15 protein-coding genes and 1 riboswitch are annotated in these 15317 nt (G+C 48.3%); of the genes, 3 read left to right on the top strand and 12 right to left on the bottom strand.

The annotated features are described in order from the left end of the window. Window positions 1-23 precede the first annotated feature (23 nt). From bioC to AB4Y93_RS02435, 7 genes are all read right to left on the bottom strand, one after another. A complete protein-coding gene (bioC, locus tag AB4Y93_RS02465; protein ID WP_441888600.1) occupies window positions 24-869 on the bottom strand; it encodes a malonyl-ACP O-methyltransferase BioC in 846 nt (281 codons plus the stop codon). After that, window positions 844-1578 carry an alpha/beta fold hydrolase gene (locus AB4Y93_RS02460; RefSeq protein ID WP_441888598.1) on the bottom strand — a complete coding sequence of 245 codons (735 nt, stop codon included), beginning with the start codon at window positions 1576-1578 and terminating at the stop codon, window positions 844-846. Before AB4Y93_RS02460 ends, bioC begins: the two co-directional genes overlap by 26 nt. Then, window positions 1575-2747 (bottom strand): 8-amino-7-oxononanoate synthase, encoded by a 1173-nt coding sequence (gene bioF, locus AB4Y93_RS02455; RefSeq protein ID WP_441888596.1) that lies wholly within the window; start codon window positions 2745-2747, stop codon window positions 1575-1577. Before bioF ends, AB4Y93_RS02460 begins: the two co-directional genes overlap by 4 nt. 12 nt (window positions 2748-2759) lie before the next feature. Then, on the bottom strand, window positions 2760-3758 hold the full coding sequence (gene bioB / locus AB4Y93_RS02450; RefSeq protein ID WP_441888594.1) for a biotin synthase BioB: 999 nt from the start codon (window positions 3756-3758) through the stop codon (window positions 2760-2762). A gap of 5 nt (window positions 3759-3763) precedes the next feature. Then, window positions 3764-4540 (bottom strand): dethiobiotin synthase, encoded by a 777-nt coding sequence (bioD, locus tag AB4Y93_RS02445; RefSeq protein ID WP_441888592.1) that lies wholly within the window; start codon window positions 4538-4540, stop codon window positions 3764-3766. Then, on the bottom strand, window positions 4518-5870 hold the full coding sequence (gene bioA / locus AB4Y93_RS02440; RefSeq protein ID WP_441888590.1) for an adenosylmethionine--8-amino-7-oxononanoate transaminase: 1353 nt from the start codon (window positions 5868-5870) through the stop codon (window positions 4518-4520). The genes bioD and bioA overlap by 23 nt, the downstream gene beginning before the upstream one ends. A gap of 179 nt (window positions 5871-6049) precedes the next feature. Beyond that, the gene (locus tag AB4Y93_RS02435) at window positions 6050-7003 is read right to left on the bottom strand and encodes an EamA family transporter (protein ID WP_441888588.1); all 954 of its coding nucleotides are present in this window, start codon (window positions 7001-7003) and stop codon (window positions 6050-6052) included. Window positions 7004-7126: 123 nt separating this feature from the next. Next, a riboswitch (purine riboswitch) is annotated at window positions 7127-7231 on the bottom strand. A gap of 318 nt (window positions 7232-7549) precedes the next feature. On the opposite strand from AB4Y93_RS02435, the gene AB4Y93_RS02430 reads away from it, so the two are divergent. The 3 genes from AB4Y93_RS02430 to AB4Y93_RS02420 are packed head-to-tail and all read left to right on the top strand — an operon-like array spanning window position 7550 to window position 10647. Continuing rightward, the gene (locus AB4Y93_RS02430) at window positions 7550-8809 is read left to right on the top strand and encodes an ABC transporter substrate-binding protein (RefSeq protein WP_441888586.1); all 1260 of its coding nucleotides are present in this window, start codon (window positions 7550-7552) and stop codon (window positions 8807-8809) included. Window positions 8810-8845: 36 nt separating this feature from the next. Then, entirely contained in the window at window positions 8846-9808 is a 963-nt protein-coding gene (locus AB4Y93_RS02425) for a carbohydrate ABC transporter permease (RefSeq protein ID WP_441888584.1), read from the top strand. A 14-nt stretch (window positions 9809-9822) separates the two neighbouring features. Beyond that, the gene (locus tag AB4Y93_RS02420; RefSeq protein ID WP_441888582.1) at window positions 9823-10647 is read left to right on the top strand and encodes a carbohydrate ABC transporter permease; all 825 of its coding nucleotides are present in this window, start codon (window positions 9823-9825) and stop codon (window positions 10645-10647) included. Between the two features lie 74 nt (window positions 10648-10721). Here the strand turns inward: AB4Y93_RS02420 and AB4Y93_RS02415 are convergent, their stop codons facing one another. The 5 genes from AB4Y93_RS02415 to AB4Y93_RS02395 all read right to left on the bottom strand — a co-directional run bounded on the left by AB4Y93_RS02415 (window position 10722) and on the right by AB4Y93_RS02395 (window position 15258). Further along, window positions 10722-11621 carry a response regulator gene (locus tag AB4Y93_RS02415; protein WP_441888580.1) on the bottom strand — a complete coding sequence of 300 codons (900 nt, stop codon included), beginning with the start codon at window positions 11619-11621 and terminating at the stop codon, window positions 10722-10724. A gap of 5 nt (window positions 11622-11626) precedes the next feature. Continuing rightward, the gene (locus AB4Y93_RS02410; protein ID WP_441888578.1) at window positions 11627-12880 is read right to left on the bottom strand and encodes an ATP-binding protein; all 1254 of its coding nucleotides are present in this window, start codon (window positions 12878-12880) and stop codon (window positions 11627-11629) included. A gap of 76 nt (window positions 12881-12956) precedes the next feature. Next, window positions 12957-13607, bottom strand: coding sequence for an amino acid ABC transporter permease (locus tag AB4Y93_RS02405; protein ID WP_441888576.1), 651 nt, complete (start codon window positions 13605-13607; stop codon window positions 12957-12959). 61 nt (window positions 13608-13668) lie between these two features. After that, the gene (locus AB4Y93_RS02400; protein WP_441888574.1) at window positions 13669-14322 is read right to left on the bottom strand and encodes an amino acid ABC transporter permease; all 654 of its coding nucleotides are present in this window, start codon (window positions 14320-14322) and stop codon (window positions 13669-13671) included. 75 nt (window positions 14323-14397) lie between these two features. Further along, the gene (locus AB4Y93_RS02395; protein WP_441888572.1) at window positions 14398-15258 is read right to left on the bottom strand and encodes an ABC transporter substrate-binding protein; all 861 of its coding nucleotides are present in this window, start codon (window positions 15256-15258) and stop codon (window positions 14398-14400) included. Window positions 15259-15317 lie beyond the last annotated feature (59 nt).

Raw genomic sequence — 15317 nt, 5'->3', positions numbered from 1 at the left:
CAGGCGAGCGACAAAATCCGACATTAAGGGGAATCGCTCCATCCTGCTTCAATTAAAAGTAACTCGTATGTGGCAATGATGCCTCCCTGAATGCTGTACTTCTCCTCGTATACCTTATACATTTCGGTGAACAGGCGCCGAGAGCCTAGTCCCTCTATCTTAGCAGCTTCAGAAGTACTTGCGCCCATCGCCTTTACCGATTGAAGGAAATCCCTTGGAGAAGCGTACGTTTCCTTATGAATCTCCTGTTTACTATGGATAACAGAAAATCCAGCTTCTATAAGAACATCTTTCCATTGATCTGGTGATAGAACCGATAATCCGTGACGTTGCGGCTCCATTTTGTTTGCGTCATATACTTCATCAAAAGATTGATGTAGCTCGCGAAACGTTTCCGGTCCGAATGTCGTGAACACCAGCAAGCCTCCCGGTCGAAGGATTCTTCTCAGATGACTTAGCGTTTGCCTCGGATGACTTAGCCATTGAAAACAGGCACTGGAAACAATGAGGTCGAAGGAATCAGATGAGGCTTCGGCAGCCCATATCTCCACGTCGGATTGGATAAAACGTAAATCTACCGTTTGACTTGATTGAACGCGTTGTTCGGCAACTTTGATCATGGTGGGTGCAAGATCTAACGCCGTAATCGAAGCCTGAGGCCATTGGTTTATCAAAAGTTCGGTCAAAGTACCCGTACCACAGCCGATTTCCAGGATTTTTAACGGGTCAGCATTTCTTGCGTTAAACCACCTCAAGAGTGACTTAGCAAGTTGCGCTGCCATCGTACGCTGTACATCAGCATGAATGTCATACAAGCCCTCAGCACTACGATTAAATTGTCGCCTAATTGCTGTTTTTCGATTGTTCATGCCACCAACTCCTGAATCGTTTTGCGATCTCCTCTTCCCTTCCCAGGAACGGCGCATGACCGCCAAAGGGTATTGTATGTAGCATGGCTTGAGGTATTAATGATACAAGCTCCAATGCAGCGCCATAAGGACAAATTTTATCATCGGTGCCATGCACTAGAAAAATCGGACAACGGGTATGTTGCAATTGAGAAAAGACTTCCTCACCACGTAAAATCTGTAGTCCTGCTATTAATGCCGGGGTTGTCCAATCATGGCGAAAAGGAAGGCTTTGTTCTATTCCTTCCTCGCGTTCTGCTTCAGTAAACAGCATTCGTCGAAATTTTGTTTCTACCGCTTCTCGATCTTTCGAAAGACCAGCAATCATCTTCCTCACGTAGGCATCTGCCCAGCCGAGATCAGACTCCTCTTTGGAACGCGTGAATTGAGCAGTCGCCGCAAATAGCAAAAGGCCGTCAGCTAAGGCTGCGAGTTTTAGTGCCAACAAACCACCGAGAGACCAACCCCCGATTACCAAAGGAGACAGTATGTTTTTTGCTGCTATCTCCGTAAGATGTATCATTTTTTCTTGCGTATCAGCTTCACTATAATCAACGGCTATATGACGATAGTCTGGCAACGATTCGCGTAACCTGTTAAATACGGAATCCGATATACTCCAACCGGTCAACCATAGGATAGTGCCGTTCTTTTCAGATACAGTCATCATAGCACCCCCATTTGATGTCCGATGGAACGGATGCAATCGGCTGCATCCATCAGTTCTCTGTCCGAATGTAAGGCTGATAACGAAAATCGAATGCGAGCAGTTCCGTCAGGAACTGTCGGCGGACGGATCGCAACCGCTGCGATCCCTTTCTCTTCAAGGGCATGGCTAAAACGCAAAGTTGCTTCATTATTACCCACGATTAGCGGTATGATTGGAGAGTCACCGTCACCGATTATGAAACCCGAATGTTTAAGCGAAGAACGAAATAATTGGCTTACTGCGAGCAATTTTTCTCGGCGCCAGTGATCCGAAATAACCAGCTCTAATGCCTTTGAAATACCGACGACGAGAGAAGGCGGCAAAGCCGTCGAATAAATGAGCGGTCTAGCTGCATTAACTAACCACCGAATCAATGTATGGCTGCCGCAAATATATGCTCCATAAACACCGAATGATTTACTGAACGTCCCCATATGAATATCGACTTGATCGTGCAGTCCGAGGTCATGGCACAATCCCTCGCCGTGCCTGCCATAAATCCCCCCGCTGTGCGCTTCATCCACCATGAGCAACGCTCCGTACTCTTGTTTGAGAGAAACAAGTTCGCGTAAGTGAGCTTGGTCGCCATCCATGGAAAAGACGGCATCGGTTACAATCAATTTACGCCCATGATCGCGGTACTTCTTCAACAATGTCCGCAAATGCTCCATGTCGTTATGACGGTACCTGGCATGTTCCGCACGACTGAGTACGACTCCGTCTACGATACTTGCATGGTTCAAACGATCACTAAAAACGACATCTCCTCTCCCAACAAGCGCGCTAATTACACCTGAGTTAGCCATATAACCATTCGCGATTACGAGTGCAGCATCGCATCTTTGCCATTCGGCCAGCGCCTGCTCTAACTGAACGTATGGGAATCGATTGCCTGTGACTAGACGGGAAGCGCCGGAACCGACTCCTTCAGATAAGAGGGCGACTCTCATCGCTTCAATGATGGCAGGATGGTCGGCGAGCCCGAGATAGTTATTGGAAGAAAGGTTGATCAGTGCTCGTTCGTTGCGTAAGACGTAACTAGGAGTTTCTTGGGCGACTCCACTTTCACGCAAAGAGCGTTCCAATGAGGCTCCTGACCATAATTCGAGTTCTTTTTCCATCCATTCCATGTTGTCACCGCCTTACAGTGCGTTCAACTCGATTTCGAATCCCAAATCTTCGATAATTTGATGATCGGCCGATACATCTTGGCCAGCAGTCGTTAAATAATCTCCTACGAATAATGAGTTTGCGGCGTATAAGGACAAGGGCTGCAGCGTACGGAGGTTAACTTCGCGACCGCCGGCCACACGAATTTCTTTAGATGGACAAACAAATCGGAATAAGGCTAGTACTTTTAATGCTTTCATCGATGGAGTTCGACCTGCATGCTCTAAAGGTGTTCCCGGTATCGCGTTCAGGAAATTGATCGGGATTGAATCCGCATCGAGTTCGTGGAGTGCGAAAGCCATTTCCACGATTTCTTGATGGGTTTCGCCCATGCCGATAATAACACCGGAGCAAGGAGACATGCCGTGCGCCTTTACCTTCTCTACGGTTTCAACGCGTTGATCGTAGGTGTGGGTCATCGTGATGGAAGGATAGTTTGCTTTGCTAGTATTCAAGTTGTGGTTATAACGATGAACGCCTGCCTCGGCAAGTCGCTTAGCTTGATCTTCCTTGAGAATGCCCAGGCATGCACAAATCTTCAGCGGCATTGTCTCCCGAATTTCTTTAATGGCATCAATTACTTGATTAAGCTCTTTATCCGTAGGTCCTTTCCCGGCTGCTACGATGCAATAAGTTCCGGCCATGCGAGCCATCGCTTCTCGAGCACCAGCGAGCAGCGTTTCTTTATCGAGCAAAGTATATTTGTTGACTGGCGCAGTTGAAACGATCGATTGCGAACAATAGCCACAGTCCTCAGGACAAAGGCCGCTCTTAGCGTTAATGATCATGTTCAGCTTCACTTTTTTGCCGTAAAAATGTTTTCTCACCGTAAATGCTGCATTCATGATAAGAAGCACATCATCATTGTCGGCTTCGAGTACCGAGAGCCCCTCCTCTAAAGTTAGGCGTTCACCGCGCAGTGCTTTCTCGGCAAGAAATTGCCACTTCGTATTTGTCATAGTGGTTTCCATCTGCTTCATCCTCCCATGGTTTGAACTGCTATTGCGTCTCTAATAGGCGCGAGTTCTATTGTTTCTCGGAAAGCACGTACCAACGTTCCCGAATCACCTGCATTATGCAAACGGGGTAATCTACCCAGGACCTTAAGTCCGCTGTATCGTTCGATAAGTTCCGCGTTATTAGCCATACTCGGATCGTCAATTGTCTCTATATGTTCGATGTCGTTCATAATGATGCCAATAATGTGTACGCCTATTTGTTTAAGATAGGAAGCGGTTAAAAGCGTGTGATTAATCGTACCTAGCCCAGATCGAGCTACAATCACCGTAGGCATCCGGAGTTCAGAAATGAAATCTGCCACGAAGGCATCATCGGTCAGCGGTACAGCGACGCCACCGGCACCTTCGACAATCAGCGCTTGGTAACGATCAACGAGCGGTGCTCCCGCAGCGATAAGCTCCTTTAACGTTAGCGTTACCCCAGACTGTTGGGCAGCGAGCATCGGAGTTATCGGGGCTTCGAATGCAAAAGGAGCAACAACTTCGGGTCGGTCCTGAATCCCCGAAAGTTGCAATAGTCTTTCAGCATCGGTCATTCCGCTGCCGATCTTTTCGCCAGATTGTACGGGCTTCCAGACACCAACGTTCATTCCTTCTGCGCGAAGAACAGCGGCAATGGCGGCCGCCACTATTGTTTTTCCGATCCCCGTATCCGTACCCGTTACAAATAAACCAGGTATTGTTGTTCTAGTAATCGCGTTGTTCATTCCCTCAACAGCCTTCGGTGATGTCAATAATGGATTTCGCCAAAATATCCGTCATAGCATCTAGCTCCGTTTCTGTACTAGCAAGCGGAGGAATGAAAACCATCACATTACCAAGCGGCCTTGTTAACATCCCGAGTTCCCTGGCTCGCTCTGTTGCACGAACGCCTACCCGTTCTATCCACTCATAGGGCTCACGTGAATCCTTATTTCGGACGAGTTCGATTCCGATCATTAGCCCCTTTTGCCGAATATCGCCAACATGCGGTCGGTCCTTAAGGTTTGAGAGCTTCTGCTCGACAAATGTTGCCTTTGCCCCTACCCCTTCTATCATGTTGCGCTCTTCCATGAGCTTTAAGCTAGCTAAAGCAACCGCGCAACCAAGCGGGTTACCCGTAAAAGAATGTCCATGGAAAAAAGTCTTTTGTTCTTCGTAATCGGCGTAAAATGCTTGATATATTTCATCCGTTGCTAGCGTCGCTGCCACAGGCAAATAGCCTCCAGTAAGTCCTTTTCCAATTACCATCAAGTCCGGACTTACCTCTTCGAGATCACAGGCAAACATAGCGCCTGTCCGGCCAAAACCTGTTGCTACCTCGTCAGCTATCAATAGCACATCATACTTTTGACATAAGGCCGCCATTTCGCGCAAACAGTTTGGCGGCATCGTAACGATGCCACTGGCACCTTGAACAATCGGCTCGACGATAAGTGCTGCAATTTCCTCGGCGCATGTTTCAAGAAGATCACTAAGAGCGGTTAACGTTGCATCCAATGCCGACTTCTCGCCACCTTCATGACGATAAGCGTAAGGATAGGGTATGACGTGCGAAGGGAATAACATCGGACGGAAAATGTCGTGATAGAGTGGAATCGCACCAACGCTCACAGCTCCGATTGTATCCCCGTGATACGCTTGATTCATTGTGATGAAAGAAGTTTTACTTTTAACGCCTTTATTTTGCCAGTATTGAAACGCCATTTTGATCGCGATCTCAACGCCGGTTGCTCCTGAATCTGAGTAAAATACTTTATTTAATCCTCGCGGCGTAATCCCTGCCAGCTTCTCTGCTAGTTCAATCGCTGGTCTATTAGCCATTCCGAGTAAGGTTGAATGAGCAACTCGGCTTAACTGATCCGTAATTGCTTGATTTAACTCCGGTACATTATGGCCATGTACATTAAGCCACACCGATGAGAAGCCGTCATAATAAGCACGTCCTTGCACGTCATAGAGTTTAATTCCTTCACCACGTTCAATAATAAGTGGATCAGAGGTTATGTAGTCTTTCATTTGAGTAAATGGATTCCATAGATAATCCTTATTAAGGTTAGCAAGCCGTTCGTAATCTGTTTGCATAATGTTCACCATCCACTTTTAATTGTTAACCTAGTTTCATGTTTCTTGGTTAACAATTAGCTATACTAGCAGATCGATACTTCGATGTAAAGATAGTACTAGGGACATTTTTGAACATAAAAAAAGATAATGAATAGGCGGCTAGCCCCTTCATTACCTCTTTTGACTTCTATGCATGATTAAGAATAAATCGATTTTGACCGCGATATTTGGTATTTGTATAGTTCGGGCAGCGCCACGCCGATAAGCACGATAATTACACCTATCCACTGCATTCCGCTTACATGTTCGTGGAGTACAATGGAGGACATAAGTACCGCTACCGGTAGTTCCGCCGCCCCGATGATGCCTGCCATATCCCCGCCGATATGAGGTACGCCAGCTGCAAATAGTACGGATGGAATGAATGCTCCAAAGACGCCTAGCAGTAGGCCGAACACAAGCAGTTGGCTCCAGATCAACCCATTAATGAGGAACATTGGCGGGAACAATATGCATAGCAGAATTAAGCCGCCAGTTATCATCCAGGCGCTCCGGTAAGCAGGATGCGCTGTTGGTACCGCCTTGCCATTAAACAGGACGAACAATGAGTAACTAACTGCGGACATCAGACCTAATGCGATACCACGTACATTGATCTCGCCATGCCCTTGCTCCAGGAAACCTGCTGCAATTAGTGTGCCGCAAAACAGGATCAGCAACGTAAGCAGCATTAATTTATTGGGCCGCTGGCGTTTCATTACCGCCGGAATCAGTACACTAATCCATGTAAATTGGAATAACAGAATAATTGCGAGTGATGCGGGAATATAACGCAGCGATTGATAATATACGAGTCCTGTGATGACCGTTGGTGTGCCCGCAGCCATCAGTAACAGACATTGCTTCCACGTAAGCTTTTGAAATACCTGAGCAGAAGCAGTTGAACCTTGACTATGGTCTGTTTTGAGTGCCTTGCGCTTTTGTTTGAATTTGGTGAATATTGCAAGTAACCAAGATAGAATAAATCCCGTCATAAGTTGACTTCCGACAACCTCTCCAAGTTGATAGCCCTCTCCGTAAGCCAATACCACAATTGTTGATAATACACCATAGCTCATGGCTCCCATGAGCACGGCAATATAATATTTCATTCCTTTAATAACCCCCTGCTTGCAAGAAATACGTCGACATGTTTAGCATGTCGTCCACGTTCTAGGTCTCATGACAGCCCGTGGACGCAAAAAAATCCTAACGCCGTCGCCTTAAACGAGCATTAAGCTCATTCATGGCGTCGTAGTTAGGAAGTAAAGGCTCCCTGTAGAGACCCTCGCCCTGTGTATGGCCTGCGAGGTTATACGATAAGAATATAGAATTTCCAGCATCAGATGTCATGTGACAACGCTACATATATTACATGCCAGGTAAGATCCTGTCAACTTTTAGACAGGTATATTCGACTTCCATATCTTCATACCCGGGCCAGATCTCAACCCTCCATCTTCCCTTAAGACCATAAACCCATAGGTAATATAATGCATCCTGGTCCACGTCCTACCATCGCCTCATTTCACGAAAGCGAGTTTCAATATGAACGGGTTGCGTCTATAATGTTGTTCAAGGTCAAATACAATTTCAAAAAATTAGGAGGTGGTGATGCTGCTGCAGTGCCAAAATGCCGCGATGGGAGGCCGATAACGATGGCAAAATACCGAGCATTATTAACGTGTCTATTGCTTTTAGTTCTCATGGTTAGCGGATGTTCAAGCGGTTCTTCATCTAAGAGTGAGATGAAAACGCTTACCCTTTGGTATTGGAACCGGAGTCTGGACGATAACTTAATTAACGAGGTCCAGAAGCAGTTTCCGGGCATTCGCATTAACGCCCAAAAAATCGGGGGCGACTTCAAATCTAAGCTGAAAACGACGCTCGCAGCCGGCAGCGGCGGACCGGATATCGTGGCTTTTAACGACTGGGTCACTGAACTGTTCCCAAGCGCCGACCGCTTCTACAATTTATATGACTTAGGCGCAAAGGACATCGAGAAAGACTACCTCGATTGGAAATGGCAGCTTGGGGTCACGCCGAAGAATGAAATGATTGCCATGCCGATCGATACTGGCCCGACCGCCCTATTTTACCGCGAGGACTTGTTCAAACAAGCTGGGCTTCCCACTGATCCCGAAGAGGTTCACCTTATGATGGGCACTTGGGAAGATTACTTCGCCGCAGGCGAGAAGCTTCAGAAGGCGTTAGGCGGCAAGGTGAAGCTTCTTGATAATATCGGACAGGTGTATAACCAGATCAATGCGCAGTCGGATAAAGTTTATTTTGATAAAAACGAAAATTTCATTGGTGAGGATCCCTCCTCTTCCATGAAGAAGGCGTGGGACCTGGCAGTAAAAGCTTCGGAAATGGACCTTCTCGCTAATGCAGGAACGTTTTCCACCGAGTGGAACGCGGCGATGAACAACGGTAAGATCGCATCCTTCGTTGGTGCCGTATGGAGTAAACAAATCCTGATGGATGCGGCTCCAGATACGGCTGGCAAGTGGCGCGTCGCGAGAGCTCCAGGCGGAGACGGCAATAACGGTGGCTCTTTCCTAGCCATTATGAAAACAAGTAAATATCCGAAGGAATCCTTCGAGGTGATGAAATGGCTCCTGAATTCCGAGAACCAGGTGACCAGCTTTAAGGATCTCAATCTGTTCCCTTCCGCCTCCAAGGCGCTCGATTCGGATCTCATGAAGAGGAAAGAGGAGTTTTTCGGCGGCCAAGCTACTGGTGAGATTTTTACGGAGTCAGCGCGCAACGTGAAGCCTTCCTATTTCGGGACGAAATATTCCAACCTAAACGGAATCGTGAACCGAGAGCTGTCATCGGTTGCTCTTGAAGGGAAAAACTCGGATAAAGCTTGGAAAGATGCGTTATCCAGAGTGAAAAAGGAGCTGCTGCGTTAAATAGTCACACTATTCCGGCAATGGAGGTAGAGACTTATGGGACAACCATTACAGAACCGAACGCAATTCGATCCCGGAAGCTCCATGCAAGTCTCGGAGCGGAAGCGAGGATTAGCATCTGAAATATGGAAGCACCGAAGAGAATACCTGGCCATTTCTCCCTTTTATATCTTGTTTGCCGTCTTCGGCTTATTCCCCATTTTGTTCTCTATGTATCTTTCTTTCCAGAGATGGGACGGCATTGGCGTGATGACCTTTAACGGCATTAACAATTATCAATTCATGGTCACCGATCCCGAATTTTGGAAAGCGGTAAGAAATACGCTCCTGATTTGGATTTATTCGACCATACCGATGCTGTTCTTCGCGCTCATCATCGCGTTTTTGCTGAATGCGTCGTTCGTGAGGTTCCGCACTTTCTTCCGAATCGGTTTCTTCGTCCCGAACGTCACTTCACTCGTTGCGGTTGCTATTGTGTTCAGCACTGTATTCTCCAACAATTATGGGCTGCTGAACTATTTCTTGTCCGTCTTCGGAGTTTCCCCCGTGGAATGGTTGAACAAGACCTGGGGAATCCAGCTGGCGGTGTCCATTATGGTCATCTGGCGCTGGGTCGGATACAATGCCATCATCTATTTGGCGGGACTCCAGAGTATTCCTACCGTCCTGTATGAGGCCGCCAAAATTGACGGAGCCACCGGCATTCAGTCCTTCTTCCGCATTACGATCCCGAATTTAAGGCCGATCATTCTTTTTACCGTCATTACTTCTACCATCGGAGGCATGCAGATCTTCACTGAATCGCAGGTGCTCGTCGGCAACGACGGCGGCGTCAGCGGTGGTGGTCTGACCATCGTTCTCTACCTGTACCGAGAGGCATTTGTGAACAATTACTTCGGCTACGGTTCCGCTGTCGGCTGGGGCATGTTCATATTGATTGCTCTTTTCTCGCTCTTTAACTGGCTGGTGGTTCAGGGCGGCGGTGCCAAAGATGAATAAACGGGGTGATACGCATGGTTAAGAGGAAGTCTGCCATCCTGCTCTATATCGGACTGATTATCGGACTTGTCATTTCCATCTTTCCTTTTTACTGGCTTGCCGTCATGGCTACGCGTACGACGGCGGAAATTTACAGCTTCCCGCCAAAGTTTTGGTTCGGGACGCATCTTATTAGCAATGTGACGCGGGTGTTCGATAACGTCGATTTCTTCGGCGCTTTTCTTAACTCGTTGTTCGTGGCCTCCTGCAGTACCTTGCTGGTCTTGTTCTTCGATTCCCTGGCTGGCTTTACGTTCGCAAAATTCAAGTTTCCAGGCAAAAAGTGGCTGTTTGTCCTGCTGCTCGCCACAATGATGGCGCCCTCTCAGCTTTCGCTCGTTCCTTCCTTCGTCATCATGGCGAAGTTCGGATGGGTAGGCTCCTTCAAGGCACTTATTATTCCTGGCATGGCCAATGCATTCGGCATTTTCTGGATTCGCCAATACGCGCAGGAATCCGTTCCATCCGAGCTGCTGGATGCCGGACGTATCGATGGCTGCAGCTTCTTCCGGCTCTACTGGAATGTCGCCATCCCTATCCTTCGTCCAGCGTTGTCTTTCCTAGGAGCATTTACTTTCATCGGTTCTTGGAACGATTATCTCTGGCCATTGATTATCCTCAACGATGAAAGCAAATTTACGCTGCAGGTGGCGCTCTCGTCCCTGAACGGTATTTATGTGACCGATTATGCAATGGTTGTAGCGGGCACAATGCTAGCGGTTATTCCGCTCATCATACTGTTCCTGTTCGTGAGCAAGCAGTTTATTTCTGATATTGCGGCCGGCGCGATCAAAAGCTAAATATGGGCGTAAAACCAATTCTACTGCTTAAGAAATCCAGGTCTCCTAACAAGACGCCTGGATTTCTTTTTTGTTTATTGATTTTTCATTTTATCAAGTGTCTCCAGGTACAGCACTTGAAGAAACTTCTTAATATTGACTTTTCGCTTCTCCTGCGGACATTTCTCGTCGATTTCTCGCATTTTGAGTCGCACGTCCTCGAAGTCGAAATAAAGCGGCGCGTAATGCTCGAACTTCGGGTGGCTGTAGTCCGTAAGCCCAATGCTCGCCAAGTTGGATAAAGCCGTGATGACGGTCCGGCGAACACGCTGCTCAACCGCCTTACCCTCCTTCTCCATATCGCCGCTTTCTGGCTTGCTCGCCCGTGCTCCGATATCATACAGTACTTTCAGTGGTGGGAAGCCTCCGCCTTGATGCCGCCCAATGAGCTGATCGATCATCTCGATGATGTCATGGCTTCCACTCTCCCCGATAATGCCCATGTCCATTAAGATCATCCGTATGATTTCTTTGGCATCGTGCTTCTTCCTTGCGCTTGTGGGCTCCGAACTTAGGTCATCCAGCTTCGCGATCGATTGTTTGATTTCCTTCAGATAGCGGGCCATTCGCCATTGCTCGCTTACTTTGCCAAGCACGGCTTTGACTTCTACCCGGTTAATCGGCTTCTGGATATAAAATTCAATGCCTGCTTGATACGCTTTGCTGATCATTGCTTTGTTCTCGATCTGAGAGATCATGACATACTTGCCCTCGTACCCTTCCTGTTTCAGCCGGGTGATCGTTTCGATTCCATCTTGATCCGGCATCAATAGATCGATGAGCACGACATCGGGATTCTCGTCCAGTACAAGCCGCTTCCCTTCAATGCCGCCCGCCGCCATTCCGATAACCTCGCCTACGCCGCCTTTCTCGATAATCGTCTGCAGCATCCGCCTGCTTACCACATCGTCATCCACAATACAGAACGATAGCATTACGCCTACACTCCCTTCTTCAACTTAACAGTCGGAAAAGCCGCGGCGAACGTGGTTTCAGCGTCCCGCCCCGGCTTCGTCAGGAGGAGTCTGCCCGTGAACGAGCCGACGATATCGCGAACATGCGAAAGGCCAATGCCGGTTGCCGCGACACCTTCCTGATTGAATTTGGTCGTAAACCCGGGCTCGAACACCATATCTAGATCCTGTTCGGCGATCCCCGTCCCCGTATCACTGACAATAAAAAAGGTTTCACCTTCGCGTTCTCGTACATGGATGTGTATCACTCCGTGCCGCTCGATCGCTTCAACTGAGTTGGCTGCCAGATTATTAAGCACGGTGATAAGCGGTATGTAGTGTGCGGTCGAGTAATCGATATCGACGTCTTTCTCGATTCGCACCTCTTTTTTGAGCATTTGACTGTATTCGCCATTCGATTTCCCCACAAGCTCGACGATCTCCGACAAGGTCATTTCTGGGGCGCTCTCCAGATCGACAAGCTTCATCAGTCCCGCCAGGATGCGTTGCGAATCCTTCTTCACCTCGTGTATCTGCTGAGTAATCCCTAGAACGGACCTGCCATAGTCATGAAGCCCATCCTTGTTCAATTGACCGTACAGATCGTGGCTCTTCGCTGTAATCTGTTCGATTACATCCATCGATTTGCGCAAATAGAAGACCTCGCCATAGAGCCCACTGCCTACGTTGATCATTTGTTCGATCCGTTTCTGCTGTTCGGCATGAACGCTACGCATTTGGTTCACGGCGATGCTGCTGTAGATTCCCGTCGTAAAATAACTGCGCACCACGGCGATAACCGAAATCAGGAACCATTGATTGGGTTGAAAATACGGAAGTCCGAAAGTGGCGCTGCGCATCAGCAGCTCCGCTTCATTGGAGACAACGTCGATCAGCGACACACATGCGCCAAGAATAAGTGGATTTAATTGATGTAATCTGCGTTGAATAAGGGCCATTCCAGCCCCAAAGATGAGGTAATAAAGCATGGCGGAGAAGTGCGTCTTCACACTGTCAATAAGATAGAACGTGCCTGCCTCGGCGGCTCCGTCGAGCGATACCCGAAACAGCAGCACCGTTACGCCTACGGCAATCCCTGTCCGCCAATAAGGCAGATGGCTCATCAACAGAAGCAGAAACAGAAAAGCGCTGCTGCCAAGACCTATACGAAAAACCTCACCGATAAACGGGTTGATCTTGAATTCCCCAGCAACGGCTACGACAATTGCGACGATGGTCATTTGCATGCTTTCGGATTTGGACCAATTTTGTATGGCTATAGGAATGACTCCTATCGGGATTCTAAGTCAGAGATACTTAGCCCCATTTATTTTCCAGGCGCCTTGCCGCAAGCGACAGCGCGTAATTGACCACGAAATACAAGACGGCTACTAGTGCAAGAATTGGAAGAGTATAGTTGAAATCTTGTGCGATGACGATCTTTGAATTGTGCATCAGCTCAGGGAGCGAGATGACGATGGCGAGTGACGTGTCCTTGAGCAGGGAAATGAACTGGCTTACAATCGGCGGCACCATGCGCCTTAGTCCCTGCGGGAGCACGATATGCCACACCGTCTGCATATAAGTGAGACCCGACGAACGGGCTGCTTCGACCTGACCTTTTGGGATGGAGCTTAGTCCGCTGCGTACGATTTCCGAGATCATAGCGGCTTCGAATACCGCCAGACCAACGATGGCAGAGCTCATAACCCCCAGCTTGAGTCCTACATCCGGCATAGCGAAGTAGGTGAAAAACAAGATCAGCAGCAGCGGCAAATTGCGGATAAACTCGACGAGCACGCCGAGAATCTGGGATACGACAGGAATTCTCATATAACGCAGTGTTCCGGTGACGCTGCCCAGCACGAAGCTTAACACGATCGCGACAAAAGCAATCCAGAGCGTAATGCCAAAGCCTTTCATGATGAAGATGAGATTATGGTAAGAGAAAGCGCCAGCAATGTCCATCCGCCGATCCTCCTAAAAGTTATTTGCGAATTTTGCGTTTCGCGTCATTTCTGTTGACTAACTATCCATTCTTGGCCAACCTTCGTTCGAGCTGCAGCGCCGCGAAGCTTAAAGGAAGGGTTAAAACGAGATACAAAGCAGCGACGAAGATATACGTGTCGAAGGTTGCGTACGTCTTGCTCGCAACCTGATCCCCATAATACATAAGGTCGAATCCGGCGAAGACGCCGAGAATCGATGAATTTTTCACGAGGTTGATGAATTGGTTGCTGAGCGGCGGAATGACGATTTTAATCGCCTGCGGAAGTACGACATGGCGCATCGTCTGCATGTACGTTAATCCAGACGCTCTGGCTGCTTCCGTCTGTCCGGACGGAACGCTCATGATGCCCGCCCGGATTGCTTCTGCAACGAAGGAAGCGGTATATACCATCAGCCCAACAGTGCCGCAGATGAATCCGCTTAACGTCACGCCGAGCGAAGGCAAGCCTAAGTAAAACACAAAAACGACCAACAGCAGCGGTATATTCCGAATGAACTCGACGTAAGCCGTCCCGATCCACCGCAATGGCTTGACGGACGAAATACGGAATACGGCGATGATCGTCCCAAGAGCGAAGCTGCCGAGTAAAGCAATAACGCTCGCCCAGATCGTGTTGCCAAACCCTTTCATATAGATTCCAAAATGGTCCGTAAAAATCGATATGTCCAGCATGCTATCCCCTCCTGTTATTCCCGATATGCAGAAGATGGGTGGCGCTTGGCCACCCATCCTGTTACTTGCAGACCTCTATTCCCCGGATGGGGATTTGCCAATCCATTTCTCGTAAATCTTGTCGTATTCGCCATTGTCATGCAGCTTCTTCAAGGCTTCGTTGACACTGCTCAGAAGATCGGTAGCACCCTTCTTGATCGCGATACCGTACGGCTCGTCGGTGAATGGCTCCCCAACAACCTCGTAGTTCGGATCCTGAACGGCCATACCGTACAAAATCGCGTTGTCAGTTGTCAACGTATCTCCCTGACCAGCTTTAAGTGCGCTAAACGCATCCTGGTAGTTGTCGAATTCCAGGACGTTTACGTCTGGCACCTTTGCTTTAATGTTGTCGACCGAGGTTGAGCCTTTCACGGCCAATACCTTCGTACCTTTCTTGATGTCGTCGATGCTCTTAATCGGACTTCCCTTCTTCACTAGAAGAGACTGGCCAGCTTTGAAGTACACGTCGGAGAAATCGACTTCTTTCTTGCGCTCTTCCGTGATCGTCATCGTGGCGACGATCATATCGATATCGTTGTTATTCAACATTGGAATGCGCGTTTTGGAAGTGACTTCCTTAAGCTCGACCTTGGTCTCGTCGCCGAGAATTTCCTTGGCGAGTGCCTTGGCAATGTCGACGTCGAAGCCTTCAACGTTGCCACTCGCCGGATCCTTCAAGCCGAATAGCTTTGTGTCGTATTTGACGCCGACAACAAGCTTTCCTCGACTCTTAATGTCGTCAAGCGCCGACGCCGCTTCGGACGGCGAATCCCCGTTTGCACCGCCGTTTGCTCCGTTGTTCGAACTTTCTTCTTTGTTGCCGCAACCGGTTAATAAGACCGTTGCAAGAAACGTAAGTATGATACCAAGTGTCATCCAACTTCTTTTCTTCATCGCTTAAAACCCCTCTCCATTATGGAATTGCATGGTTTGGTAAAATGGTTTGATCGCAG

This window comes from Paenibacillus sp. YAF4_2, assembly GCF_052113225.1.
Lineage (GTDB): Bacteria > Bacillota > Bacilli > Paenibacillales > Paenibacillaceae > Pristimantibacillus.
The sequence above is the reverse complement of the archived record's forward strand: the minus strand, read 5'-3'. Positions and strand labels throughout refer to the sequence as shown.